The organism is Peteryoungia desertarenae (assembly GCF_005860795.2).
GTDB classification, from domain to species: Bacteria; Pseudomonadota; Alphaproteobacteria; order Rhizobiales; family Rhizobiaceae; genus Allorhizobium; species Allorhizobium desertarenae.
The window spans coordinates 3,300,566-3,324,989 of record NZ_CP058350.1 but is presented as its reverse complement, the minus strand read 5'-3'; the positions used below and the strand labels follow the sequence as shown (position 1 = coordinate 3,324,989).

24 protein-coding genes are annotated in these 24,424 nt (G+C 58.5%); 9 read left to right on the top strand and 15 right to left on the bottom strand.

Annotated elements, in window-relative coordinates:
• The first annotated feature begins 127 nt into the window (after positions 1-127).
• Positions 128-1,642: an aldehyde dehydrogenase gene (adh, locus tag FE840_RS16180; RefSeq protein ID WP_138286567.1), complete on the top strand. Its 1,515-nt coding sequence runs from the start codon at positions 128-130 to the stop codon at positions 1,640-1,642.
• Between the two features lie 105 nt (positions 1,643-1,747).
• Positions 1,748-2,116: a DUF779 domain-containing protein gene (locus tag FE840_RS16175; RefSeq protein WP_138286565.1), complete on the top strand. Its 369-nt coding sequence runs from the start codon at positions 1,748-1,750 to the stop codon at positions 2,114-2,116.
• Between the two features lie 60 nt (positions 2,117-2,176).
• Here the strand turns inward: FE840_RS16175 and FE840_RS16170 are convergent, their stop codons facing one another.
• The 8 genes from FE840_RS16170 to lgt all read right to left on the bottom strand — a co-directional run bounded on the left by FE840_RS16170 (position 2,177) and on the right by lgt (position 11,705).
• A complete protein-coding gene (locus FE840_RS16170) occupies positions 2,177-4,453 on the bottom strand; it encodes a methyl-accepting chemotaxis protein (protein ID WP_138286563.1) in 2,277 nt (758 codons plus the stop codon).
• A 47-nt stretch (positions 4,454-4,500) separates the two neighbouring features.
• Positions 4,501-5,397, bottom strand: coding sequence for a hypothetical protein (locus tag FE840_RS16165; RefSeq protein ID WP_179028209.1), 897 nt, complete (start codon positions 5,395-5,397; stop codon positions 4,501-4,503).
• 282 nt (positions 5,398-5,679) lie between these two features.
• A complete protein-coding gene (locus FE840_RS16160; RefSeq protein WP_138286561.1) occupies positions 5,680-6,612 on the bottom strand; it encodes a ribose-phosphate pyrophosphokinase in 933 nt (310 codons plus the stop codon).
• Positions 6,613-6,723: 111 nt separating this feature from the next.
• Entirely contained in the window at positions 6,724-7,533 is an 810-nt protein-coding gene (locus FE840_RS16155) for a hypothetical protein (RefSeq protein WP_138286559.1), read from the bottom strand.
• A gap of 112 nt (positions 7,534-7,645) precedes the next feature.
• On the bottom strand, positions 7,646-8,797 hold the full coding sequence (locus tag FE840_RS16150) for a M24 family metallopeptidase (RefSeq protein ID WP_138286558.1): 1,152 nt from the start codon (positions 8,795-8,797) through the stop codon (positions 7,646-7,648).
• Between the two features lies 1 nt (position 8,798).
• Positions 8,799-9,593: a peptidoglycan editing factor PgeF gene (pgeF, locus tag FE840_RS16145; RefSeq protein ID WP_138286556.1), complete on the bottom strand. Its 795-nt coding sequence runs from the start codon at positions 9,591-9,593 to the stop codon at positions 8,799-8,801.
• Between the two features lie 142 nt (positions 9,594-9,735).
• Positions 9,736-10,836, bottom strand: a complete 1,101-nt coding sequence (locus FE840_RS16140) for a class I SAM-dependent methyltransferase (RefSeq protein WP_138286555.1) — start codon at positions 10,834-10,836, stop codon at positions 9,736-9,738.
• Positions 10,837-10,847: 11 nt separating this feature from the next.
• Positions 10,848-11,705 (bottom strand): prolipoprotein diacylglyceryl transferase, encoded by an 858-nt coding sequence (lgt, locus tag FE840_RS16135; RefSeq protein WP_138286553.1) that lies wholly within the window; start codon positions 11,703-11,705, stop codon positions 10,848-10,850.
• Between the two features lie 188 nt (positions 11,706-11,893).
• Here lgt and FE840_RS16130 point away from each other — a divergent pair, with 188 nt between their 5' ends.
• The 4 genes from FE840_RS16130 (at position 11,894) to FE840_RS16115 (ending at position 14,280) form a co-directional block, all read left to right on the top strand.
• Positions 11,894-12,184 (top strand): accessory factor UbiK family protein, encoded by a 291-nt coding sequence (locus FE840_RS16130; protein ID WP_138286552.1) that lies wholly within the window; start codon positions 11,894-11,896, stop codon positions 12,182-12,184.
• 421 nt (positions 12,185-12,605) lie between these two features.
• On the top strand, positions 12,606-13,106 hold the full coding sequence (locus tag FE840_RS16125; RefSeq protein WP_138286549.1) for a type III secretion system chaperone family protein: 501 nt from the start codon (positions 12,606-12,608) through the stop codon (positions 13,104-13,106).
• Between the two features lie 2 nt (positions 13,107-13,108).
• Positions 13,109-13,927, top strand: a complete 819-nt coding sequence (proC, locus tag FE840_RS16120) for a pyrroline-5-carboxylate reductase (RefSeq protein WP_138286547.1) — start codon at positions 13,109-13,111, stop codon at positions 13,925-13,927.
• Positions 13,924-14,280: a tRNA-binding protein gene (locus FE840_RS16115; protein ID WP_138286544.1), complete on the top strand. Its 357-nt coding sequence runs from the start codon at positions 13,924-13,926 to the stop codon at positions 14,278-14,280. The genes proC and FE840_RS16115 overlap by 4 nt, the downstream gene beginning before the upstream one ends.
• A 71-nt stretch (positions 14,281-14,351) precedes the next feature.
• On the opposite strand, the gene FE840_RS16110 is transcribed toward FE840_RS16115, so the two are convergent.
• From FE840_RS16110 to FE840_RS16100, 3 genes are read right to left on the bottom strand one after another with little or no spacing between them, the layout of a single operon-like run.
• Positions 14,352-15,734, bottom strand: coding sequence for an ATP-binding protein (locus FE840_RS16110; protein WP_138286543.1), 1,383 nt, complete (start codon positions 15,732-15,734; stop codon positions 14,352-14,354).
• Positions 15,735-15,775: 41 nt separating this feature from the next.
• Positions 15,776-16,471 (bottom strand): response regulator, encoded by a 696-nt coding sequence (locus FE840_RS16105; protein ID WP_138286756.1) that lies wholly within the window; start codon positions 16,469-16,471, stop codon positions 15,776-15,778.
• A 10-nt stretch (positions 16,472-16,481) separates the two neighbouring features.
• Positions 16,482-17,000: a MarR family winged helix-turn-helix transcriptional regulator gene (locus FE840_RS16100; RefSeq protein WP_246318793.1), complete on the bottom strand. Its 519-nt coding sequence runs from the start codon at positions 16,998-17,000 to the stop codon at positions 16,482-16,484.
• A 316-nt stretch (positions 17,001-17,316) separates the two neighbouring features.
• Here FE840_RS16100 and FE840_RS16095 point away from each other — a divergent pair, with 316 nt between their 5' ends.
• Both FE840_RS16095 and FE840_RS16090 read left to right on the top strand, forming a co-directional pair.
• Positions 17,317-17,481, top strand: coding sequence for a hypothetical protein (locus tag FE840_RS16095; protein ID WP_171033674.1), 165 nt, complete (start codon positions 17,317-17,319; stop codon positions 17,479-17,481).
• 98 nt (positions 17,482-17,579) lie between these two features.
• The gene (locus FE840_RS16090; RefSeq protein WP_138286538.1) at positions 17,580-18,224 is read left to right on the top strand and encodes an MBL fold metallo-hydrolase; all 645 of its coding nucleotides are present in this window, start codon (positions 17,580-17,582) and stop codon (positions 18,222-18,224) included.
• Positions 18,225-18,311: 87 nt separating this feature from the next.
• Here FE840_RS16090 and FE840_RS16085 read toward each other — a convergent pair whose 3' ends face one another.
• From FE840_RS16085 to FE840_RS16075, 3 genes are all read right to left on the bottom strand, one after another.
• Positions 18,312-18,749: a BA14K family protein gene (locus FE840_RS16085; protein ID WP_138286536.1), complete on the bottom strand. Its 438-nt coding sequence runs from the start codon at positions 18,747-18,749 to the stop codon at positions 18,312-18,314.
• A gap of 144 nt (positions 18,750-18,893) precedes the next feature.
• Entirely contained in the window at positions 18,894-19,109 is a 216-nt protein-coding gene (locus FE840_RS16080) for a cold-shock protein (RefSeq protein WP_003494703.1), read from the bottom strand.
• Between the two features lie 557 nt (positions 19,110-19,666).
• Positions 19,667-20,791 carry a PQQ-dependent sugar dehydrogenase gene (locus tag FE840_RS16075; RefSeq protein WP_138286535.1) on the bottom strand — a complete coding sequence of 375 codons (1,125 nt, stop codon included), beginning with the start codon at positions 20,789-20,791 and terminating at the stop codon, positions 19,667-19,669.
• 871 nt (positions 20,792-21,662) lie between these two features.
• On the opposite strand from FE840_RS16075, the gene FE840_RS16070 reads away from it, so the two are divergent.
• Positions 21,663-22,865, top strand: a complete 1,203-nt coding sequence (locus tag FE840_RS16070) for a pyridoxal phosphate-dependent aminotransferase (protein WP_138286530.1) — start codon at positions 21,663-21,665, stop codon at positions 22,863-22,865.
• Positions 22,866-22,969: 104 nt separating this feature from the next.
• Here the strand turns inward: FE840_RS16070 and FE840_RS16065 are convergent, their stop codons facing one another.
• A complete protein-coding gene (locus FE840_RS16065; protein ID WP_138286529.1) occupies positions 22,970-24,196 on the bottom strand; it encodes a PQQ-dependent sugar dehydrogenase in 1,227 nt (408 codons plus the stop codon).
• Positions 24,197-24,424 lie beyond the last annotated feature (228 nt).

Here is a 24,424-nt window from a genome sequence, read left to right as displayed (position 1 = left end):
AAGCTGTCGCAAAGCTGCGACAGAATGCGCTCCAGCACGGTTTTGCCCGTCTTCTTTTTCAGCCGCATGCCGGCAATCATTCTCTCACCGGCCCGAGGAGGGGCCTGACCAAGAGGAGGATTGCAACATGAATATTCAAGTTCAGACCATCGCGGCTTCGCCGTTCAAGTTGAGATACGGCAATTTCATCGGCGGGGAATTCCGCGAGCCGGTCAATGGCCGCTATTTCGAGAACACCACGCCGGTCACCGGTGGCAAGCTTTGCGAGATCGCCCGTTCGGATGAAGCCGACGTCAAACTGGCGCTCGATGCGGCCCATGCCGCCAAGGACAAATGGGGCCGTACCTCGACCACCGAGCGCGCCAATATCCTGAACCGGATTGCGGACCGCATGGAGGCCAATCTCGAGCTTCTGGCGCGGGCCGAGACCTGGGACAATGGCAAGCCGCTGCGCGAGACCATGGCGGCCGACATTCCGCTTGCCATCGACCACTTTCGCTATTTCGCCGCCTGCGTCCGCTCCCAGGAAGGCACGATCGGCGAAGTCGACCATGACACGATCGCCTATCATTTCCATGAGCCGCTCGGTGTGGTCGGCCAGATCATTCCGTGGAACTTCCCGATCCTGATGGCCGCCTGGAAGGTGGCGCCGGCGCTGGCAGCCGGCAATTGCGTCGTGCTGAAGCCTGCCGAGCAGACGCCGGCCTCGATCCTCGTGCTCGCCGAACTGATCGCCGATCTGCTTCCGCCGGGTGTGCTCAACATCGTCAACGGCTTTGGTCTCGAAGCCGGCAAGCCGCTCGCGACCAGCCCGCGCATTGCCAAGATCGCCTTTACCGGCGAGACCTCGACCGGCCGTCTGATCATGCAGTACGCTTCGCAGAACCTGATCCCGGTGACGCTGGAGCTCGGTGGCAAGTCGCCGAACATCTTCTTCGAGGACGTCATGCGCGAGGATGACGACTATCTCGACAAGGCGCTCGAAGGCTTTGCGATGTTCGCGCTCAACCAGGGCGAGGTCTGTACCTGCCCGAGCCGCGCGCTGGTGCATGAGAAGATCTATGACCGCTTCATGGAAAAGGCGATCAAGCGCGTCGAGGCCGTCATCCAGGGCGATCCGCTCGCCATGTCGACGATGATCGGTGCGCAGGCCTCTTCCGAACAGCTGGAAAAAATCCTGTCCTATATCGACATCGGCAACCAGGAAGGTGCCGAGGTTCTGACCGGCGGTTATCGCAACCAGCTGCCGGGTGAGCTTTCGGGCGGTTACTACGTGAAGCCGACCGTGTTCCGTGGCCACAACAAGATGCGCATCTTCCAGGAAGAGATCTTCGGACCCGTCGTCTCGGTCACGACCTTCAAGGACGAGGCGGAAGCGCTGGAAATCGCCAATGACACGCTTTACGGCCTCGGTGCCGGTGTCTGGAGCCGCGATGCCAATACCTGCTACCACTTCGGCCGCAACATCCAGGCCGGTCGCGTCTGGACCAATTGCTACCACGCCTATCCGGCGCATGCGGCCTTCGGCGGCTACAAGCAGTCCGGTATCGGTCGCGAGACGCACAAGATGATGCTCGATCACTACCAGCAGACCAAGAACATGCTGGTCTCCTACAGCCCGAAGGCGCTCGGGTTCTTCTGAGGCCCTCCAGGGGCGGTGTCCGCCAATACCGCCCCCGATACCCCCCTCTTCCTGCTCTCGACCAGGGGGAGGGGTTCTTTCGTTCTGATATCAGGAGGGCAGATCATGACCAGCGGAGACCAGCCCCGCGTCATTGCGACCGAAGCGGCACTCGAATTTCTCGCCGAGATCTGCCGGGATCATCCCGACATCCTGTTCCACCAGTCCGGCGGATGCTGTGACGGGTCTTCGCCGATGTGTTATCCAGCGAGTGAATACCGGGTAGGGGAGACGGATGTGAAGCTCGGGGAGATCGGCGGGGTGCCCTTCTATATCAGCGGCAGCCAGTATGCCGTCTGGGCGCATACGCAGCTGATCATCGACGTGGTGCCAGGCAGGGGCGGGATGTTCTCGCTCGACAATGGGCGGGAGCGTCGTTTCCTCACGCGGTCTCGATTGTTTGATGGCGGAGACGCCTGTCCGCTTCCGGGCTGAGGGCCAAACGAAAACCGCCGGCGCAAGGCCGGCGGTGTCCATGACGCTTCGACGCAGCTCTCAGGCGGCGCGCCTTGCCTGATGATGTGCTCCGCCAATGCTGAAATGTCCAACCTGTTCGGTCAGGCCATCGGCTTCGCTGGCAAGCGCAAAGGCTGCGGCCGTCGTCTCTTCCACCATCGCCGCATTCTGCTGGGTCACATGGTCGAGGTCGTTGACCGAGGCATTGATCTCACCAAGGCGCGAGGACTGTTCGCGTGATGCCGACGCAATGGCGCCGATCTGCTCATTGATGGCGGCAATGCTTTCTTCAATCCGATGCAGGCTTTCGCCGGTCTTCAGAACCAGAGCAACACCTCCTTCAACATCGGTGGTCGAGGTGTTGATGAGTTCGCTGATGTCACGGGCTGCAGCGGATGAGCGCTGGGCAAGTTCGCGCACTTCCTGGGCGACGACGGCGAAGCCCTTGCCGGCTTCACCGGCGCGGGCTGCCTCGACGCCGGCATTGAGCGCCAGAAGGTTGGTCTGGAACGCGATCTGGTCGATCACATCGATGATCTGGCGGATCTTCGACGAAGAGCCTTCGATGCGTTCCATGGCTACGATCGCCTCGTTGACGACGCCCGAGGATTCCTTGGCGCCCGTCAGGGCATTGGCGGCGACAGAAACGGCGGTTTCGCAGCGGCGCAGGGCGTCGTTGACGGAACCTGTCATTTCGCCAAGTGCTGCAGCCGCTTCCTCAAGCGAAGCAGCCTGCCGCTCGGTGCGGTGTGCCAGATTTTCCGAGGCACTCTTCAGGTTGGCCGAGCCGCCACGAATGGTATCGGCGCTTGCCGTGATCGAACGGATCGTCTCTTCGAGCCTTTCAACCGAGTGATTGAAGTCCAGGCGAAGGTGATCGAGCGAGGGCACGAAAGGCTGCTCAATGCGCAGGTTCAGCTTTCCAGCGGAGAGGTTCTGCAGGCCTGTTGCCAGAGCCGAGACGGCTGCCTCGAGTTCCTGGGCGCTGCGTGCCTTTTCCGCATCACGCTGGCGGCGCTCGCTGTCCATCTGCTGGTCACGCGCTTCTGCTTCGGCTTCAATGCGCTCCTTTTCGACCGCGCTCTGGCGGAAGGATTCGAGAGCACGGGCCATCAGGCCGACTTCGTCACCGCGATTGGCGGCGGTGATGTCGATCCCCTTGTCACCTTCGTTGAGGCGGTTCATCAGGGCGGCCAATTCGCCGATCGGGCGTGTCAGGCGCGACGAAATGGCCATGCCCAGACCACCCATCACGGTCAGAACGGCAAGTGTTGCGAAGAAGGCAAAACGTGCCAGTTCGTTGGCCGACGCCAGGATCGCGTTTTCGTCCTGGCCGATCACGAGCAGGTTCTTCTGACCAAAGAGATCGACCGGCAGGTAGGCGTAAAAGAGGTCGCGTTCGCCAGAGGTCGCAGAAGCGGTGCCGCTGGCGCCGGCAGCAGCCGATTTGGCCAGTGTATCCGGGATTGGCGCCGAGGGACCGGCCGACATCGTGCCGCCGCGCAGTGCCCCGCTGTCGCTGAGCAGGAATGCATCATCAATCGTTACACCGAGGCCATCGGGTGCGAGTGCTGCCGAGAGCTTGCTGGCACCGATCCGCATGATGACAACACCCTTCTTGACCACTTCACCCCAGACCGGGACAGCCAGCGGGCGGGCAATGAGCGCGGAAACGGCATCGCCTTCGGCATTGAACTCCACGAAGCCGGAGCTGTGGGTCTGATCCAGTGGTCCTTCATTGGCGACATCGTAGATCGCCTTCAGGGTCGCGTTTGCCGGATCGGCCACGTTGGTGAGGAATTCCTGGCCTTTGGTGACGCTGTAGAGGACTGTGCCATCAAGGCCGATCAGGTAGATGTCGCTCACATTGGCATTCCGACGTGCGCTTGTCAGTGTGCCGTGAATGCTTTCATGCCGAACGCCGTAGAGAAGCTTCAAGCCAGAACCGTCAAATGCGGCCCGTTCCTCAAGGCTTTTTGAAGGATCCTGGAAAGCTTCCCGGATCTTTGCTTCTTCGATCTTGATGACCGAAGCCACATTTCCGGCTGCTTCTGCAATCGCCGTGTTCTGGGCGAGGTCGGCGATGGTCTGATCGATCCGCTCGTTGTACGAGCCCAGCGCCTTTGCCTGGTTTGCGGCTACTGTTTCGAGGCGGAGCTTGCTTGCCTCGATAAGCCCGCTCTTACCTATCTGGTAACTCAGGATTCCGACTGAAAGACATGAAACGAGTGTCGCACCAACGACCACTGCTGCAAATTTTGCTTTAATCGATGACAGGACCCCAATTCGGGCCGCTGAAATATTCCTAGGTGACATCCCCACCATCCTCCAACCAAAGTTGCAGGAGTCTGATGGGAAATAGCTTACATATCCGTTAAATTGGGTCCTGTGAAAAATGGGGTAGTGTGACTTAGGCCGTGTTTTGCGCAGACCTGTTCGACGACGCGGAGTTTTCCGATTTGTGCGGTCGCATATTCCTGCCAGAAGGCGCTCGAAATCCACATCCTTGACCGCCCTCGGGTCCCTTCCCAGCCAAGGCTGCCCAGCGTTTCTGCCTCGCGCAGTTTTCTGACGAGATGGGTTCGGGACAGGCGGAAGGTTTCGGCGAGTTCGGGGACCGAGCGGAGCTGGGTCAGAAAGCGAGTGCCATCATCCTGTAAGGGTTCTACGCCCGCCATCAGCCAGTCAAGAACGATGCCGCCATTGTTCAGCCATGTGAACAGCGTGAAGGTCTGGGGCGGGTCGCGAATGATGTCCTCCTTCACAAAGCTCTCCACGATGTCGGGATGCAGAAGATTGATAATCTGGCTGTTGGCTTCGAATCGACCGACCCGATCACCGCCATCAAGGCGATCCAGGGTTCTCAGATAGGTTGTCAGCCAGAATTCTATGCCTTCCAGCGTCTGCGGAGAGGGGATGATGGGCCGGTTTCGCCTGTCATGGGATGTTGCAAGCGTTCCGACTCCATAAACGAGCATCTCCTTCACGAAGGAGTCTGCCGTGTTGACGCTGGCGATCTGATGTTGTCGGACCTGTTCAAGGAAACGCGCCATCACAATTACTGGCTCTTTTGTGCCGGACGCCGCTGAGCGAAAATAGAGTGCCATGGCCAAATGGCCCATCAGCCAGCGCTGCTGGGTGGCAAAAACCGATGCCAAGCGGGGCGAGCGCTCGTATACCTCGATGAACGTGCGCGCCTGCTCGCACAATGCGTCCCGCAGGCCGGGGTGATGGATCAGCTGATCGAAATTCAGTGGCATGACACTGATGATTTTTATGAACGGGGTTGTCGAAGACGGGGGCGGGCCGGTGCGAAGACGAGAGGATGTTTCTCGCGTCTTCGCCCCCAGCTCTACATCTGCATATCTACAAAATGAAAGCTACGGATCTGCTAACGGCGCGTGATCCTGATTTGGCGTCCTTTGGTCATGGTCCGACGATCGGCGCCAAGTTTCCGGAAAGGTAGACACACGAAAAAAAAGGGTGCGGCGCAAGTACCATACCCCCAAAGGATCGCCATCCGTGCGCTCGAAACGCTTGGCTTAGTCGAACAGGCTGGAAACGGATTCCTCGGCGCTCGTGCGGTTGATTGCTTCCCCCAGCAGGTTGGCCGTCGTGACCACACGAATATTGGGGGCAGACTGCACAGCCGTGGTTGGCTGGATGGAGTCAGTGATCACCAGTTCGCGCAGCTTGGACGACGATACTCGTGTCACCGCACCACCGGACAGAACGCCGTGGGTGATATAGGCGGTCACGCTTGTTGCGCCATTTTTCAGAAGGGCCTCTGCCGCGTTGCAGAGCGTGCCACCGGAATCGACAATGTCATCGATCAGGATGCAGTCCTTGCCGGCCACTTCACCGATGACGTTCATAACCTCGGATTCGCCAGCGCGTTCGCGACGCTTGTCAACGATGGCCAATTGACAGTCGAGGCGCTTGGCCAGAGAGCGGGCGCGAACCACGCCGCCGACGTCCGGTGAAACGACCATGACATTGTTCAAGTCGTAGCGTTCCTTCACGTCGCGGGCGAGAAGGGGGATCGCATAGAGATTATCGGTCGGAATGTCGAAGAAGCCCTGGATCTGTCCTGCATGCAGGTCCAGTGTCAGAACTCGGTCGGCGCCTGCCTCGGTAATCAGGTTCGCCACCAGCTTGGCCGAGATCGGCGTGCGCGGACCGGGTTTGCGATCCTGGCGGGCATAGCCGAAATAGGGAAGGACTGCGGTGATGCGGCGCGCTGAAGAACGACGGAAAGCGTCGATCATGATCAGCAGTTCCATCAGGTGGTCATTGGCCGGGAAAGCAGTCGATTGGACGACGAATACGTCTTCACCTCGGACATTTTCATGGATTTCCACGAAAATCTCCTGGTCGGCGAACCGCCGGACGCTTGCCTTTCCGAGAGGTACATTGAGATAGTTGCAGATCGCTTCGGCCAGTTGCCGGTTCGAATTGCCTGCGAAAACCTTCATCTTGGCCCGCCTGTCCATGCTGAGATGGGCGCTTTTTAGCGCCCTTGCCCCTGAATGCAAGTGGTTTGGAGAGAATGCAGAGCTTTTTCCGAGATTCCTGTTGCCAAGGTATCAACCTGGTCGGGCATTGCGCCAGTTGACATAGTCATTGATGGAGCGCGCCGCAATCTGCTGCATGACGGATGCCGGTACGGCTGCCCAGGGGTCCTGCGCGTTGGAGGGGAAGGATTCCTGCCCCTGCAGCCGGTGCAAGCGACCACCATTGGCGTCAAGGATGTCCCAGACGTAAACGACATTGACCTTGCCGCCGTCGCCAAAGGCGGAGAAATACCCCTTGAGGATGTGCTCGCTCGAAGGATCACTGGCGCTCTTGATGGTAAGGCCGCGTGCCCGCGCCTCCGAACCCAATTGTCTGGACAGCGGAGTAACTGCCTGTACGGGGGCTCCGATGATTGGGAGGAAACGGATAGACCCTGTCGCCGTTGTGGCAGGTGCCGGGGTTAGTGCTGCGCTTTGCTGGGGGGCCTGCAAGCTTGTCTCGGCTTGTGCCGCCGATTGTGGCTGGGCTGCCTGCGCAGTGCTTTGGGGCATCGGTTGCTGCCAGGATGCGCTGGCTGATTGTGGGGCCGCCGGGTAACTGTCGAGCGGCAGGGATGCCGAGGGGTTGGCTACCCCTTGCTGAAGCGCCGCAGCCTGTGCCTCGAGTGTGTTTTGGGGGGCAAATGCCTGTTGTGGGCTCGAAAGCGGCGCTGACTGCACGGTTCCCGTCGGTGCAGGCATCGTACCCGCTGCACTCATTGCGAGGTTGGTCTGGCTACCATTACCGACATCAACCTGGGGTGTGAGCACTTCGGTGCTGTTACAGGACGCCAGATGTCCCAACAGGAGCATGAGCGTGGCCAAACGCAGAGGATGTTGCATGGATCGACAATCCCTTGCTGGTGCGTGTCTTGCTTATCCCAATAGCAGTTGGATGCTGTCAATTCCCTGAATACTGCCTGTCAGACCTTGCCCTGAACTGGTTTTCAATTGGCTAACGGGTGATCAGATCAAGCGGGTGGCGTGAAAGGGATTGCGGAGCGGTCTCCGTTGTCAGGTAGGTCTGGCCGAGCGTCATGGCTGTTTCGCGGTCGTGATCCATGACGATCATATGCACGAAGAGGGTCATGTTCGGCAAGATCGGCTGCATGTTGCCGGCATGGAACATCTGGCGTTCCATCCAGGAGGGCGCGAAGCGTGCTCCGAGAGAGCAGCCGCAGGCATTGAAGCGATAGCGTGTCAGACCTCGATCATCTAAGGCCTTTGCATGGGTATCGAATACATCGCCAAAGGTGCTGCCGGGTTTCAGAACCTTTTGAACTGCGGTCAGGGCGTCGTTGCAGGCGGTGTAGAGTTCCCGATGGCGCGGGGTGCTCTCCCCAATCATCACGGTGCGCATCATGGCGGCATGGTAGTGGGCGGAGACGCCCGCCCATTGTAACGTCAGTTGATCCTGGTCCGACAGCGTGCGGCGGCCTGCCTTGTAGCGGCAAAGCATGGCATCAGGACCCGAACCGATGATGAAGGCATTGGCGGGATAATCACCGCCGCCGGCCAGAACCGCTGATTGCATCGCAGCAAGGATTGCTGCCTCATCGGCTCCCGGGCCCATGAGCGGCAGAGCCGCATCCAGTGAATCGTCGGCAAGGTTGGCAGCGCGGCGGACATGGGTAATTTCGGCCGGACTCTTGACGAGGCGCAGGTCGCTTACAAGATCCGATGCGTCCACGAGCTCGCAAAAATTTGTCAATTGATCGTCGATAAGGCGGGCGGCCTTACCGGTCATTCCATGGGTGTCGTATTCGACCCCGACGCGGCTGCCGAGAAGGTCGAGATCGTTCAGCAAATTACGGAGATCCACCGTCGGATCGGCGTTGACGCGGTCAACCCAGATGACAATGTCTTCGATCGTAGAAGTCAGCTTTGCCTGACGCAGATCCGGCGCGCGTGTCAAAAGCGTCATCGTGCCGTCGGCTTTCACGACGAGTGTCTGGAAAAAGCAGTAGCCGAAGGTGTCATAGCCGGTCAGCCAGTACATGCTTTCCTGGGCAAAGAGCAGGATCGCATCCAGCTTCTGCTCGGCCAGTTTCTCCGTGAGCCTGGAAAGTCGGCTTTTGAACTCGTCCGGATGGAAATGCAGGCTCATATCAACGCTCCATGATCGCGATTGCCGAGATCTGCCGACCGTAATCCGGTTCACCGGCATGTGTGGTGCGGCGATAGGAATAGAAGCTGCGGGGATCGGCGTAGGTGCAGATACCAAGATGATCCGCCCTGATCCCGGCCTGCTCAAGGCGGTGAAGCGTCAGCGCCTGAAGATCAAACATGGCGTGACCTTCCCTGATCGAGGGCGAGAAGAAGCGCTCATAGCTAGCGTCTGTTGTGAGAAAGCGTTCGACGAATTCCGGGCCGACTTCATAGCTGTCGCGGCTGATCGAAGGGCCAAGCACTGCATGCATCGTTTCGCGTTGACCTCCGAGCCTTTCCATGGCGGCAATCGTGTTTTCAAGGACGCCGTAAAGCGCGCCCTTCCAGCCCGCATGGGCTGCCCCGATCACTCGGTTTTCGGGGTCCGCGAAGAGGATCGGACCACAATCGGCTGTCAGAACGCCCAGGATGACGTCTGGTTCCTTCGTCACAAGGGCATCTGCCTTGGGACGTTCGCCGCTCGGAGGGCGATCGATCACGACGACATCTGGCGAATGGACCTGATGGACCGTGGCCAGATGGGCCGCTGGCAGGCCGAACCAGCCACTGACGCGGGCGCGATTCTCCTGGATGTGTTCCGGCTGATCGCTGGAGCCGACACCGACATTAAGGCCCTCGTAGATACCCGTCGACACGCCGCCCTGGCGCGTGAAGAAACCGTGCCTGATGCCGCGATCGCTGCCTTTGTTCAGGAGGGCGCTGGTCAGAGGATGAGGTGGCCTCGTATCACGCATTCAGTGTCTCCTGTCATTGCGGGTCTGCCTGGACCCGTGCCCGAACATTGTGTCGGGAAAACGAAAGGCAAGGCCAGCGCGGTAGATCCGGTCCGGTCCTGCACTCCGCAGATCAATCGGTCTTCGATGGCGTCTGTGCCTCTCAGCCGGGTGCCTTGAACGGCGGAACATGAACAGCGGGGCTTGAAACAGCAAGAACCTTGAACAACTCCCCCATATGACCGCTGCCTGCACCGGCAAGACGGTGAACGGCCTCCACGATGTCGTGCTGTGTCTTTTCGTCCTTGCCGCGACCGAGGTTGGCTGCGCGTTCCTCGATGCCGAGGCCAACGAGGAAATCTCCCTGCCGCATGCAGCCGTTCAGATGTGCGCCGGTCGCGAGTGCCGTGCGGGCAAGGTGCTCAAAATCGACATGGCTCGTCAGATCAGCAAATCCAGGATGGGCAAGCGGTGGATCATAATCATGGGCCCGGACCGCCTGCAGCGTATCGCCAAAGCCGGTGACCATATGGCCATAGTCGATGATCAGGGCTGTACCGTTCGTCGCGGTGAGGCGTTCGCAGATCGCCATCATTACGGCTTGCCTTGCTGGCGCAAATTCGAAGATGGAGCCGTCGGGTTGCGCCTTGGCGTGGGAGGGCAGGGCGCTGGCATCCAGCATGGCGATGCCCGTGGTGAAGGTCAGCTCACCGGCCTCATCCAGTCCCACCATTCGTTCGATAAAGCCCGCCTGCGTCTTGATGAACTGGCGGATGGGGATGGCGTCAAAGAGCTCGTTGGCTGCGATCAGCGTGAAGCCTTCCGGCACCTCATCGAAGCTGTCGTGCCAGTGGACCTTGTTTTCGTGGCGCTGCAGCGTTTCCCGCTGGGTGAGCTTCAAAAGGCCGCTCGTCTCGACCAGATGGACGGTTGCCGTATCATAGAGCACGGGTGCCGTCCGTTCGATGACCCGCAAGATGTCGGCCATCATGGTGCCGCGACCGGGGCCGATCTCGACAATCCTCGCATTGTCCGGTTCGCCATGGCTTTTCCAGGCCATGACGAGAAAGATGCCCACCATTTCGCCAAAGAGCTGGCTGATCTCGGGTGCCGTCACAAAATCGCCAGCACGTCCAAACGGATGGCGGGTCTTGTAATAGCCGTGCTCGGGATCCGCGAGGCAGAGCGCAAAATAATCGCTCACGCTGATTGGGCCGTTTGTCGCAATAAGTGCCTTGATCTTTTCGGCCAGTGGTGTCGCCATGGACGCCTTCCTCAATCAGCACGGTTAGTCTGAGCCGGTCGCGAGGATCGCGCCCATGTCAGAATCCAGACACCCACTGCCAGCATCGGCAATGACAAGACCATGCCCATGGTCAGCCAGCCTCCGAGCAGATAGCCGATCTGCACATCAGGCTCCCGGAAAAACTCGACGAAGATGCGTGACAGCGCGTAGCCTGCGACGAAGGTTCCCGTGACGAGGCCGGGTCGTTTCAAGCCGCCAAAGGCTCTGACGATGAGCTGAAGCAGCAGGAAAAGAACCAGACCCTCCAGTACGGCTTCATAAAGCTGGCTCGGGTGACGGGGAAATGGTCCACCTGTCGGAAATGCCATGGCCCAGGGCACGTCGGTCGGGCGACCCCATAATTCACCATTGATGAAGTTCGCAATACGGCCAAAGAAGATCCCCAGCGGCGCGACACATGCGACCAGATCGAACATGGACCAGAGGCGGATTTCGTGCTTGCGGCAGAAATAGACCATGGCCAGCGTCGCACCGATAAAGCCGCCATGGAAGGACATGCCGCCATTCCAGATTTCGAAGATGCGCAACGGATTGTCGAGGATAGCGGCAAAGTCATAAAACAGGATGTAGCCGATCCGACCACCTGCCACGATACCGATCGAGACCCAAAGAATGAAATCGTCAAGATGCTGGATGGTCATTGGTGCCTGACCACCGGGCCAAAGCTCAGGCTTGCGAACCAGGTTGCGTGCAATCATCCAGCCCAACAGGATGCCGGCGACATAGGCCAGCCCGTACCAATGGACCGCCAGCGGCCCCAATGAAAAGGCGACCGGATCGATCGCGGGGAAGGTCACGACGGAGAAGAGTTCCAGAACTGGCGACAATTGCTTACTTTCTTTGGTACAGCGCGAAAATGGCGCTGTGAACTTTAAGGGTCAAGATGGAATCTGGTTTGCATGCGACACCGTCAACTACCTTCTTCATTGAATTGTTCTTGCAAGCGTCCAGATGAAGTCCTACCTCATCTGTCGTATCTGAGAGATCACCAAAAACCCATGCGAGGAGCTGAGCCATGTCGACCGGGCCGAACCGAATAATGGACGATTTCGCCAAGCTTATGACGGATGCCGCCGGAGCGGCCCAAGGTGTGCGCCGGGAAATGGAAGCCGCCTTCAATGCCCATGCCGAGCGCTGGCTCAACAGCATGGATGTGGTGAAGCGCGAAGAGTTCGAAGCTGTTCGGGAAATGGCGATCAAGGCGCGGGATGAAAATGATGCGCTAATGAAGCGGATCGAGGCGCTCGAGGCCCAGCTTGCCGCAAAGCCAAAAGCAAGCCGGAAAACTGACAGCTCCGCCGACTGATTCCTGGTTTCAATCATGTTTTGCACAGAGCCCGCGACCTGAAGGTTGCGGGCTCTTCTTTTTTGCCTGTCGGACGTCCCGCTTTTCGTCTTTTGGCAGAAAAAAATCGGGCTTGTGGATAGCTTCGAAAAAGCCAATCGGCAGAGTCGCTTATGGGGTCTTCAGACATGTCCGCTGGACAGGCTTTCCACAGTCCAATCGTGACTGACCTCACTTAAGGGGTGGCGCTTGGGAGTGGCGATTATACACTGATTTTAAATGATGATTCGAAACGGGCCTTCGTAAGTTTCGGACAGGGTGCGTTTCATATCCTGGGGTCCATAGGGAATCATTCCCCGTAGTGTTTCCGGTTCAGGTGTCTGAGTTATTCGGTGCGTTTTTCGACCGAGTGTTCGCATTTATTCCGGCAAGAAGGTGATGCATGAGCCTTATGGAATTGGAAGTCGAGCGTCAGTCCAATCCGGTCGATATGATCGAGTTTGTTGCTGCGACCAATGACTGGTCTTTCGAGCGTTCTGGAGAAGACGAGATCGCAATGACGGTCGAAGGTCGCTGGGCCGACTATCATGTCTCCTTTTCCTGGATGGAAGAATTCGAGGCGCTGCACCTGGCTTCGGCCTTCGATCTGAAAATTCCCGATGCGCGGATCAATGAAGTTCTGAAACTCCTGTCTTTCGTCAATGGCCAGGTGCTCATGGGACACTTCGATCTCTGGCGTAACGAGGACATCGTGATCTTCCGGCAATCGCTTCTGTTGGCAGGCGGTGCCGAGCCGACAAACCGCCAGGTCGAGGTTCTCCTTTCCAGCGCGGTTGAAGCCTGTGAGGCTTACTATCAGGCATTCCAGTTTGTCGTCTGGTCGGGCATGGACGCCAAAAGCGCCATGGATGCCGTGTTGTTCGAGACGGTTGGAGAAGCCTGAGCATGGTGCATGCAGACTTCGGTCGGATCGTGCTTGTGGGTGCCGGGAATATGGGCGGTGCCATGCTCGCTGGCTGGCTCAAGAATGGTGTGCCGGGGTCTGCCGTCACGGTTATAGATCCGGCTCCCTCCGATGCGATGAAGCAACAGCTCGCTGAGGCGGGCGCGCGTCATGTGACGGCAGCGCCTGAGGGGTTCGTTGCGGATATTCTTTTCCTTGCCGTCAAGCCGCAAGTCATGGATGCCGTTATGCCGGGGCTTGCCGGTCTCGTGGGCGCGCGTACGGTCGTCGTCTCGGTGGCTGCGGGGAAAACCATAGCCTCCATGGAACAGCATTTGGGTCCGGCGGCAATGGTGCGCGCGATGCCGAATACACCCGCCATGATTGGGCGTGGTGTGACTGGAGCATTCGCGAATGCAGCCGTTGCCGATGCTCAGCGCGATATAGTGCACAGGTTGCTCAAGGTATCCGGCCCGGTCGAGTGGGTCGATAATGAGGCCGCGATCAATGCCGTCACAGCGCTTTCGGGCAGTGGCCCGGCCTATGTTTTCTATCTCGTGGAGTGCATGGCAGAGGCGGGTCGCAAGGCCGGCCTCCCGGCGGACCTTGCCATGCGGCTCGCACGAGAAACAGTCGCGGGGGCTGGTGAATTGCTGCACCAGTCCCCCGACGACGCCTCACGGCTTCGCCAGAATGTAACGTCGCCTGGCGGTACCACGGCGGCGGCGTTATCTGTGTTGATGGCAGAGGATGCCATGCAGCCGATGTTTGATGCGGCGATCGAAGCGGCACGCAAGCGCGCCGAGGAACTGGCAAGATGAGTGCTGCGAACGAGGCGTACGAGATCACTTTCGCTGATTTTGAGAAGGTCGATATTCGCGTCGGTACGGTTGTCGAAGTCGAGGCTTTTCCGGAAGCGCGCAAGCCTGCCTTCAAACTGAAGATCGATTTTGGCCCTGAAATCGGCGTGAAGAAATCCTCTGCCCAGATCACCGTGCATTACACGCCCGAAACCCTTGTTGGTCGTCAGGTGCTGGGCGTTGTGAATTTTCCGCCAAGGCAGATCGGACCGTTCCGGTCCGAGGTTCTCACGCTCGGCTTCGAAGATGCCAATGGCGCTATTGTTCTGGCTGCAGTCGAGCAAGGTGTTCCGAACGGGCGCAAGCTCATGTAGGCCGCTCGCTGCGGCTGCTGCCTGTTTGCCAGGACGAAGCCGCACGGCTTTTATCTCATGCAGGCAGATCTCTAGACGGGAACTCTGACCACAGCGCGCAGTCCGCCTTTCGGGCTGTCTTCCAGCGTTACGTTGCCGCCGTGGCTGCGGGCGATGTCCCGGGCAATCGCCAGGCCCAGACCGGTGCCGGATGCGTCCAGGTTGCGGGCTTCGTCCAGCCGGAAGAAGGGCTTGAAAACATCCTCTCTTGAAGCTGGCGGAATGCCGGGCCCATCATCGTCAAAAATGACGACAAGCCATTTGGGCGTATGGCGTACCTCGACATCCAGCGTCTTCGCGTAACGGCGGCTGTTTGATGCAAGGTTAAAGACTAGGCGCGTGAAGGCGTTTGGGCGAACACGAATTTCGTCATCGCCATCAATGGTATAACGCATGGTCTTGCCATGCAGGTCGAAGTCCAGCTTCAGCTTTTCAAAGAGCTCCGACAACTGGAGTGTGCCGAAATCCTCTTCGGATTCGCCTTTTGCAAAATCCAGATAGCCCTCCAGCATGGTCTGCATGTCTTCGACATCCTGATTCATGCTGTCGAGGTCCGGATTGTCTCCGGCAAGGGCGAGCTGCAGTTTGAAACGGGTCAGGATGGTGCGCAGGTCGTGGCTGACACCGCTGAGCATGGCGGTACGCTGTTCCATCTGCCGTTCGATACGCTCGCGCATGAGGATGAAGGCGAGGCCGGCGCGGCGCACTTCATCTGCCCCGCGCGGTGTGAAGTTTTCTGGTGGGCGCTGCCCTTTGCCGAAACTCTCTGCCGCTTCCGCAAGAGAGAGGATCGGCCGGATCTGGCCCCTGAGGAAGAGCAGCGAAATGACGATCAGAACCAGCGATGTACCGACCATCCAGACAAGGAAGATATGGGTGTTGGATGCGTAGGTCTGGTTGCGGTGGGTGAAGATCCGCAGAATTCCCTGGTCAATGACGATACGGATCTCGACCAGGCGTGAATTGCCAACGGTGTCGATCCAGAAGGGCCTGTTGATCTGTCGGGCGATCTGGTCGCTCAGGATCTGATCAAGGATCGAAAAGAAGGGGCGGGGACGTGGGGGCGGAAGCTCGCTTCCCGCTTCCAGGGAGATCGTCAGATTGAGTGTGGTGTCGGCGATGCGGATGATGCGCTCCAGGCCCTGAGGGTCCGGATCGGCATCGATCAGGGAAATGACAGCGGCAATATCGCGTGTCACCGCTTCGGAAAGGCGCTGGGTTACAAGTTGCCAGTGACGCTCCATGAAGACAAAAGCAAGTACCGTCTGGAGGATCAGCATCGGCAAAACGATGATCAGGATCGAGCGCGCGTAGAGGCCCGTCGGCATGCGGTGACGAAGCCAGCGGTTGAAGGCACGCAGCCCGGTCACCGGACCTTTGTCCTGATCCCTGCGAATGCTGTCAAACAGCGTCATCTTTCCTTGCCTTTCGCAGGCCCTCCAAGGGGCAGGGCAGCTCAGTCCATGCTCAAGCGATAACCGATGCCACGAACCGTCTGGAGCCATGACGGATTTGCGGGATCGTCTTCAATCTTTCGGCGCAGGCGGTTGATCTGCACGTCGATCGTGCGCTCTCCGACATCGGCATCTCCACCGACCAGTTCATGCCTGGGAATGGTTTCCCCCGCCCGCGAGGCAAGCAAGAGCATGATTTCCTGCTCCCGATCGGTCAACCGAATGACCTCTGCTCCCTTGCGCAGTTCCTTGCGCAAAACAGAAAAGGTGTAGGGCCCGAACATGACCTGCTCGATCTTCGGCGCGTCAGGGTTCATGTTGCGCTTGAGGATATTGTTGATCCGCAGGACGAGTTCGCGCGGGTCGAAGGGTTTGGCCAGATAATCATCAGCCCCGGCTTCGAGGCCTGCGATGCGGGAATCGGCTTCTGAGCGGGCGGTGAGCAAGATGACCGGCACACGCTTCTTCTCAGCAAGGCTTGCTGTAAGGGAAAGGCCAGATTCGCCCGGCATCATCACATCGAGGACCATCAGGTCGAAGCTCAGTCCTTCGAGCTTGCGACGGGCTTCGGCTGCATCGGCGGCAACGGTCACTCGAAAGCCTTTTTCGGTGAGAAAACGGTGCAGGAGATCGCGGATACGTGTGTCATCATCAACGATCAGGAGATGGGCTGCATCATCATCGGGCAGGGGCGTCATCTTGGCCACCTCAGGTCTCCTCGTCCTTTGCGTCCAAAGGCATGGCCGGCTGGCTTCCGGTCATGCCTTCCAGAAAGCGGCGCACGGCTTCCCTCTCTTCTGCAGAAAATTCAGCCATGGCAGCCGCGATCCGGCGTGATTGCGGCTCTGACAGGGCAAGCGCCAGTTCACGACCTGCCAGCGTGGTGTAGAGCCGTCTTTGCCTACGGTCTGCAGGACCTGCCATCTGACGGATATAGCCCGTATCGATCAGTTCCTTCAGGACGCGGGCGAGACTTTGCTTGGTTATACGCAAGATGCCAAGAAGATCGGCGACTGTCATGCCGGGTCGTCGGTTGACGAAGTGGAGCACGCGGTGGTGAGCGCGACCATAACCAAGCTTTTCAAGAATTGCATCCGGGTCCGAGACGAAGTCCCGATAGGCGAAGAACAGCCTTTCGATGGTCTCGAAGTCGATGGTCTTGTCATCAACTACGGGCAGTTCGGGAAGGGTTTTCCTGGCAGTCCTGGTGACAGACTGTCGTGCCACGCTCTGTTCCTTTCTTGCCGATGGCGCCAACGCAATGGCCTTCGACTGCGCTTGCTTCATCGGACTTGGGTTGCAAAAGCGGCTTTGGCCGCTTGTGCGATCATTTATGCCCACGTTTTCACGATGGCCGACCTAGGCCTGCTTTCGCGGCAAACTAAGCGGAAGTGTGGAAAAACACCAACAAAATTCGTTGGATCACACAGGTTTGGCATTTTTTGAAACTTCATCTCATTCCCGCCATTAACTCTTTGTTCAGAAATTCAGCCCGGCTTCAGCCAAGGCTGGTAAAGGAAGTACAATCCAAAAGGAGCGTGCCATGACGGAGCGCAGAATTCGGGCCAACCCCATAGCAGAACAGCCAATGCGACCGGTGCTTGTTCTTGTTTTTCTGTCAAAGATCGTTGTTGCCGGCATGTTGATTGCCAATGTTGCGGCCATGCCGGATCCGGTGGGTCTCCAGGTCTACGGGCTCAATCGTTAGTCGCGGCATTGTTTGCAGGCCTTGTGGCCTGAGGATTTGGGTTTATAGCCTCCTCATGCTATGCGGCCTTCAACAGTTGCGGCGAAGGAGGCATAGTCATGGGCGAGATGCAGGCAGGGATCATTCCCGTCACACCGTTTCAACAGAACTGCACGATACTGTTCGACGGTGAGACGCGGGAAGGGGTTATTATCGATCCCGGCGGTGATGTCGACGTAATCCTGCAGACTGTCTTCGAAAATCAGATCACGCTGAAGGCGATCTGGCTGACCCATGGTCATCTGGATCATGCTGGCGGGGCGGCCGAATTAAAAGAGCGGACAGGCCTTACCGTCATTGGACCTCACAAGGATGATCTGCCGCTTCTGCAACGGATCGAAACCCAGGCCCAAAGCTACGGTATCAGTGGGCTCAGGAGTGTCGTGCCTGACGAATGGCTCGACGACGGTGCCTGTGTGTCGTTTGGTGAGCACGAATTCGAGGTGTTTCACTGCCCAGGTCATGCTCCAGGCCATGTGATCTATTTCAATCGCAAGCAGAAGTTTGCGCATCTGGGCGATGTGCTCTTCAATGGCTCGGTGGGGCGCACCGATTTGCCCGGCGGCGATCATCAGACGCTGCTGAACTCGATCCGCGACAAGGTCTTGCCGTTGGGCGATGATGTCGGCTTCATCTGCGGCCATGGTCCCGGCGGTCGTATCGGGGATGAGAGGCGGTCCAATCCTTTCATCCAGGGGCTTTGATCCGAGTTCTCAGGCTCTTTTCACAAACTGAAATGCGCCCGATAAGGGCGCATTTTCGTGTGTATCGTTACCCTGCAGATGATCTGCTTAGCGGACGGTGCAGAAGTGGGTGCGCCCGTCGAAGCCGATGAAAGTGCCCGTGCGCGGGTTGAAACTCCGGTAACGCTGCGAGCAGTAGTCATACCAGGCGCCTGTCCAAGGCTCGACACTGTAGCTTCTGACATTGTGGGTACGGCGATGGCTGCGCGGCGGGGGCGGGAAGTCATCATAGGCATAATAGACTTCATCGTCATAGACCGACGGTGGCGGGTCGATGTAAACGCGACCGGTGCTGCGCGGCTGGCTCGCAAGCGCGGAACCGACGATCACGCCGGTCGCCAGCCCAATCACGCCAAGGGCGAGGGCGTCTGCATCGCTGCGGTGCTGATGATAATAGCGGTCTCCTGCCGCAGCGCTGGTCGCAGTCGCAAAAGGTGCCATGGCAAGGATTGCCGAGAGCAGAGCATATTGAGCGAATTTCATCATGGCTTGCGTTCCTCACTGCCTTGAATGGCTGTCTCCCTCAGGAGTATGGTCACACATTATCGATGTGTGCCTGAACGCGACCTGAACGAAAAAACCCGGCAGTGATGCCGGGCCGTAATGCAAGTACAGACAGCGTGAAGCGGTTCAGCCAGCGATCTGCAGGTTTACGGCCTTGGGGCCTTTGCCACGGCGATCAGGTTCCGTGTCGAAGCTTACCTTCTGATTTTCTGACAATCCGCTCAGGCCGGAAGCCTGTACGGCGGAAATGTGTACGAAGATGTCCGCGCCACCGTTGTCGGGCTTGATAAAGCCGAAGCCCTTGTCGGTGTTGAAGAATTTTACAGTGCCAGTCTCGGCCATGCGTCAGGTCCTTTTCTCTCTGCCCATTTGTCCTGCGGGCAGCATTGCAAATTTACCCGCGAGCGGGTGTGCGACAGGCATTTGTCGAATGGTGAGGAAAGGGGCCCTGTTACCGCAGTTAACTTCAAGGTCATTGCTGCGACCGCCAAGTGTACTGCCCGAAGTTGTTATAGCGTCTCCGGCGCGCATCTGTTTATAGGTCTTCCCATGCTCGCAAAATTGCCCGAACTCGTTAAGAGTGCTTGGTTTATGGTGAATTGGCAAGCGAAAGTTTTCCGATGCGCGATCACTACTTTGCCTAGATATCAAGGGTTCTTGAGACCTTTGGAGCAAGTTTTGCCCCCATTTCGACGCCAAGGCGAAAAAATGCATCGCAGGCGATGCAATTCCTACCGAAAAGCCCCCCGTTCACGCAGTTTTACGGCAGTAAATTTTTTGTGTTGGTCCGGCCGGTTGCGATGGAAATTGAGGTTGGACCTGCTGCTTCAACATGTTGAAACCCCACGTCACGATACACTCCGCCTGATGGTAACGAGACTTCATCAGGCAGATCAACTTTACGATTGGTCGGCGCGGGTAATGCGCAGCAACTGGCCATCACCCTCGTCAGTGACGAGGAGAATGGAGCCATCGGGCGCGACCTTCACATCGCGGATGCGACCGTACTCCCCCTGAATCAGGCGTTCTTCCCCGCCAATCGAGCCATCCTCATTGCGCTCGATACGCGAAAGAAGCTGATACTTCAGGGCCGCGACCAGGAAGTCGCCATCCCATTCCGGGAACATTTCACCGCGATAGACTGCCATTGCCCCTGGCGCGATGGACGGGTCCCAGTAATGCACCGGCTGCTCAAATCCCTCGGCGGCCTTGCCGACGCCGATTTCTGCACCTGAGTAATGCTTTCCGTAGGAGATGACCGGCCAGCCGTAGTTGTTTCCCGCGCTGGGAGCATTGATTTCATCACCGCCACGCGCACCGTGTTCGACAGTATAAAGTGTGCCGGTTGCCGTATCGATTACAATGCCCTGGGGATTGCGATGGCCGATTGAATAAATCTCGGGCAGCCAGTCGGCGCCGGATTGAGCTGGATTGCCTGGGGCTGGCCGACCGTCCGGCGTGATGTGCAGAATGGAACCGGCGTGATCCTTAGCATCCTGCGACCGGTTCATCTCACCTCGGTCACCGATGCCAAAGAAAAGGTTCCCCTGCGGGCTGATCGCGATCCGCGAGCCGAAATGCTGTCCGGCACTGGACAGCTTGTTCATCAGGAAGATGCGCTCCACATTCTCCAAACGTCTCTCATTGGCAGACAGTCGCGCAGAGAATACGGCGGTGCCATATCCGCCTTCCCCTCTGAATGCGGCCGTGAAGAAGAGCCGGCGGCTGTTTGCAAAGTCCGGGGAGAGGGCGATGTCGAGAAGGCCACCTTGCCCGATTTCATTGATGCGCGGCAGTCCGCCAAGCGGCTCGCTGGTTCTGCCATCGCGAACGATACGCATGCGGCCTGGCCGCTCCGAGACGATATAGCCGCCATCCGGAAGCACTTCGACCGACCAGGGATTTTCGAGGTTGCCGGCAAGCTCGGTCACCTCCAGCGCGACATCACGGGCCTGATGGATGTCGCCGGCTGCTGCAGGCAGAGGAAGGGTGAGAGACAAGGCCAGCGGGGCCAAGATTGTCATCGAGCGCGCCTTCAAGCGGTGACTATTCGTTTTTGGCATTTTTGCCTCCAGCTCCTACCAGCTTTCCATAGGGACCACGCGGTAAGATGTGGTGGCGGGAAGTCCGCTGACAAGGAGACTGCGCTGAAAGCGCGGTGCATTGACTGTTTTGTGATTGACTGTCTGCTCGGCGAACGGGAGCTATTTCGTCCTTTTCCTGGCCGCAGCGCGCGCGATTTCACCATAGCTTCTGCGCCAGAGACTGATGGCGCCGACACTCATGACCGCAAAGCAAAGAGCAAGAACACCAATCACGAAATAACGCTCGCTTATGGAAAGTGCGGCTGCTTCTGCACCCGTTGCCTCCAGGCGGCTCGCTCCATTGTCTATCGGGCTGTTCAAGCTGCGCGTGATGCTGCCGGTTGTCAGCTCGGATGTTGGCGTGATGGGCGCTGTGGTGACAGTGTCACTATCGTGCCGTGATGGGTCGGGCCTCATTGTCTGGGCACTAACATTGAAAGTCAGGCCCGCCAACATAACGCAGCACGCGACCAGCGCTGCCAAAGCAAGGCTGAAGCGCCCAACTGCCCTGATATTCCGACTGTCACTTTTGTCATCCAAAAACATCTCGCCCTCGTTGCTTGTTGGTCAACGATCCAGATTAACGATCCGTTCCAGACTTCCTGACGTTCGAAATGTGGCAAGCCTTCGGACTTATCGAGACAATGTGGTGGCGGACGTGTCCAGACGGTTCCGTGAGTTAGCCATCAGACGGCGATTGTTTCGAGATTTGTTGCTTTCCGCTTGAAAGGCAGGGGTTCTTTCGCCATAGAGCTTGGACCTGAGGCCCCTGGCATGGGGTCGATGTTCAATCAGCTCAGGACCCCCTACAATGGCTTTTCTTGCCGACGCCCTTTCCCGCATCAAGCCTTCCGCGACCATCGCCGTGACGCAGATGGCCCGGGAACTCAAAGCGCAGGGCAAAGACGTCATTTCGCTCTCCGTCGGCGAACCCGACTTCGACACGCCGCAGAACATCAAGGACGCGGCCGTTGCTGCCATTGCCCGTGGCGAGACGAAGTATACGCCGGTCGCCGGCATTCCGGAGCTGCGCAAGGCGATTGCCGACAAGTTCAAGCGCGAGAACGGGCTCGACTACAGGCCCGAGCAGGTGATTGTCGGCACCGGCGGAAAGCAGATTCTTTTCAACGCCTTCATGGCGACGATCAATCCGGGAGATGAAGTCGTCATCCCCGCACCGTTCTGGGTTTCCTATCCGGAAATGATCGCGCTTTGCGGTGGAACGCCCGTTTTCGTCGAGACGACGATCGAAAACAATTTCAAGCTCACGGCCGAGCAGCTGGACAAGGCGATCACGCCGAAGACCAAGTGGTTCATGTTCAACTCGCCGTCCAACCCGTCGGGTGCCGCCTATAGTAAGGAAGAGCTCAAGGCGCTGACCGACGTGCTGATGAAGCATCCGCATGTTTGGGTTCTGACCGACGACATGTATGAACACCTCGTGTTCGGCGACTTCGTCTATTACACGCCCGCTCAGGTCGAGCCCAAGCTCTATGACCGCACGCTGACCATGAACGGCGTCTCCAAGGCCTATGCGATGACCGGCTGGCGTATCGGCTATGCGGCTGGCCCGCTGCCGCTGATCAAGGCCATGGACATGATCCAGGGCCAGCAGACCTCGGGCGCCTGCTCGGTTGCCCAGTGGGCGGCCGTCGAGGCGCTGAACGGCCCGCAGGATTTCATCACGGAATCGAAGAAGGCCTTCGAAGAACGCCGCGACCTCGTGGTCTCGATGCTGAACCAGGCCTCCGGCATCGTTTGCCCGAAGCCGGAAGGCGCCTTCTACGTCTATCCGTCCTGCGCAGCGCTCATCGGCAAGACCGCCCCGTCGGGCAAGGTCATCGAGACGGACGAAGATTTCGTCATGGAACTCTTGGCGACTGAAGGTGTGGCCACCGTTCACGGCTCGTCCTTTGGCCTCGGCCCGAACTTCCGCGTGTCCTACGCCACCTCGAATGCCAAGCTCGAAGAGGCCTGCAGCCGCATCCAGCGTTTCTGTGCTTCTCTGAAGTAAACGTCACAGCATATCCGGATTGCTGAAGGGCCCGCCAGAGATGGCGGGCCCTTTGTCTTCATAGACAAGCCGATCCTATGGGTTCCGATCATCGACACTTGGTATTAGTCCTTGCTCAGTCTGACGATGGTGGATTCTCCGCCGCCGCGCTGCTCGGTGACCGCATAGACGGCGCCATCCGGACCGACCCGAACATCCCGCACGCGTTTTTCAAGCGACACGAATTGTTCGTACTTCACCCGCTCGTTTTCCATGTGGAGGATATTGACACCCTCGCTGACGAGACCTCCAACCAGGAATGCGCCCTTCCATTCAGGAATGGCGTCGGCATCATAATAGGCCATGCCGGACGGAGCGATCACGGGGTCCCAGTAATAGATCGGCTGTTCGGTATCGGCCATCTGGGTGATGCCCTCGCCAACGGGATTGCCGCTGTATTCGACGCCATAGGTCACTTCGGGCCAACCATAGTTCTTGCCCGCTTCCGGCTTGTTCAGTTCATCACCACCCTTGGGTCCGTGTTCCACGGTCCAGAGGTTGCCATCGCCGCCGATGGTTGCTGATTGCAGGTTGCGGTGGCCGAGCGACCAAATTTCCGGCTGGGCGTTTTCCTGGTCGATGAACGGGTTGCCCTCGAAAGGCTCGCCCTGTTGGGTAATGCGAAAGATCTTGCCAAGGCCGCTATCAAGGTCCTGGGCCTGGACGCGCGGTTCGCGGTCGGATCGCTCGCCCACGGTGACATACAGTGCGCCTTCGGGGCTGAAGGCCAGACGGGAGCCGAAATGCTTGTTGCCGTCATAGCTCGGTGTCTGGCGGAAGATCACCTCAACATCTTCAAGACGACCACCACCTTCATCATTGGTGACGAGCCGTGCAGAGGCAACGGAGGTTCCGTTTCCGTCTTCACGCTGTTCGGCGAAGGAAAAGAAGATGCGGCCTGACTCGGCGTAATCAGGCGCAAGAGCGACATCGAGCAGACCACCCTGGCCCTCGGCATAGACGTCCGGCACGCCCTCAATCGCAGGGCCGGCCTCGCCGTCCTTGGAGATGATATGCATGGCGCCCTGCTTTGCATTCACCAGCATGCGACCGTCTGGCAGAAACTCCATGGCCCAGAGATGCGGCAGGCCGTCTGCGACGACTTCTGTCTTGATCTCGATTCTTTCCGGTGGCTGCGGCGCGCGGGTCTGCCCCTCGAACGCCGGGTCTTGGTTCTCTGCATTGGGTGGAGCGGTCTGTACCGGGCCGCGCGCATTCTGGGCATGGGCTGGTATTGCGGTGAGGCTGGCGGAAAGCATGGTGCCGGCCAGGATGAGGGATAGGCGTTTCATTCGTTTTTCCCGTTCCTGATTGTTGTTGTCTGATGTGAGAGGCTCGCAGAGGTCGTGTTTGTCCACAGGTTCTGCGCCCCGTCCCGCAGGCTGAACGATCTCGCGCGGGGCTTGATCCGTTGAAAAGTTCTGAATGGCTTCACGTTTGCTTGAGTTCTTCTCCCGACCGCGATGGTCGCCTTTGTTCTGCGTCTTAGCCAAGGTTTGCCAGCGCAGTCCTTTGATGGA

What these genes read in the sequence shown, in the direction of transcription:
- adh (WP_138286567.1), top strand. Translation starts at nt 128, where the DNA reads ATGAATATTCAAGTTCAGACCATCGCGGCTTCGCCGTTCAAGTTGAGA.
- FE840_RS16175 (WP_138286565.1), top strand. Translation starts at nt 1,748, where the DNA reads ATGACCAGCGGAGACCAGCCCCGCGTCATTGCGACCGAAGCGGCACTC.
- FE840_RS16170 (WP_138286563.1), bottom strand. Translation starts at nt 4,453, where the DNA reads ATGTCACCTAGGAATATTTCAGCGGCCCGAATTGGGGTCCTGTCATCG.
- FE840_RS16165 (WP_179028209.1), bottom strand. Translation starts at nt 5,397, where the DNA reads ATGCCACTGAATTTCGATCAGCTGATCCATCACCCCGGCCTGCGGGAC.
- FE840_RS16160 (WP_138286561.1), bottom strand. Translation starts at nt 6,612, where the DNA reads ATGAAGGTTTTCGCAGGCAATTCGAACCGGCAACTGGCCGAAGCGATC.
- FE840_RS16155 (WP_138286559.1), bottom strand. Translation starts at nt 7,533, where the DNA reads ATGCAACATCCTCTGCGTTTGGCCACGCTCATGCTCCTGTTGGGACAT.
- FE840_RS16150 (WP_138286558.1), bottom strand. Translation starts at nt 8,797, where the DNA reads ATGAGCCTGCATTTCCATCCGGACGAGTTCAAAAGCCGACTTTCCAGG.
- pgeF (WP_138286556.1), bottom strand. Translation starts at nt 9,593, where the DNA reads ATGCGTGATACGAGGCCACCTCATCCTCTGACCAGCGCCCTCCTGAAC.
- FE840_RS16140 (WP_138286555.1), bottom strand. Translation starts at nt 10,836, where the DNA reads ATGGCGACACCACTGGCCGAAAAGATCAAGGCACTTATTGCGACAAAC.
- FE840_RS16130 (WP_138286552.1), top strand. Translation starts at nt 11,894, where the DNA reads ATGTCGACCGGGCCGAACCGAATAATGGACGATTTCGCCAAGCTTATG.
- FE840_RS16125 (WP_138286549.1), top strand. Translation starts at nt 12,606, where the DNA reads ATGAGCCTTATGGAATTGGAAGTCGAGCGTCAGTCCAATCCGGTCGAT.
- proC (WP_138286547.1), top strand. Translation starts at nt 13,109, where the DNA reads ATGGTGCATGCAGACTTCGGTCGGATCGTGCTTGTGGGTGCCGGGAAT.
- FE840_RS16115 (WP_138286544.1), top strand. Translation starts at nt 13,924, where the DNA reads ATGAGTGCTGCGAACGAGGCGTACGAGATCACTTTCGCTGATTTTGAG.
- FE840_RS16110 (WP_138286543.1), bottom strand. Translation starts at nt 15,734, where the DNA reads ATGACGCTGTTTGACAGCATTCGCAGGGATCAGGACAAAGGTCCGGTG.
- FE840_RS16105 (WP_138286756.1), bottom strand. Translation starts at nt 16,471, where the DNA reads ATGACGCCCCTGCCCGATGATGATGCAGCCCATCTCCTGATCGTTGAT.
- FE840_RS16095 (WP_171033674.1), top strand. Translation starts at nt 17,317, where the DNA reads ATGACGGAGCGCAGAATTCGGGCCAACCCCATAGCAGAACAGCCAATG.
- FE840_RS16090 (WP_138286538.1), top strand. Translation starts at nt 17,580, where the DNA reads ATGGGCGAGATGCAGGCAGGGATCATTCCCGTCACACCGTTTCAACAG.
- FE840_RS16085 (WP_138286536.1), bottom strand. Translation starts at nt 18,749, where the DNA reads ATGATGAAATTCGCTCAATATGCTCTGCTCTCGGCAATCCTTGCCATG.
- FE840_RS16080 (WP_003494703.1), bottom strand. Translation starts at nt 19,109, where the DNA reads ATGGCCGAGACTGGCACTGTAAAATTCTTCAACACCGACAAGGGCTTC.
- FE840_RS16075 (WP_138286535.1), bottom strand. Translation starts at nt 20,791, where the DNA reads ATGACAATCTTGGCCCCGCTGGCCTTGTCTCTCACCCTTCCTCTGCCT.
- FE840_RS16070 (WP_138286530.1), top strand. Translation starts at nt 21,663, where the DNA reads ATGGCTTTTCTTGCCGACGCCCTTTCCCGCATCAAGCCTTCCGCGACC.
- FE840_RS16065 (WP_138286529.1), bottom strand. Translation starts at nt 24,196, where the DNA reads ATGAAACGCCTATCCCTCATCCTGGCCGGCACCATGCTTTCCGCCAGC.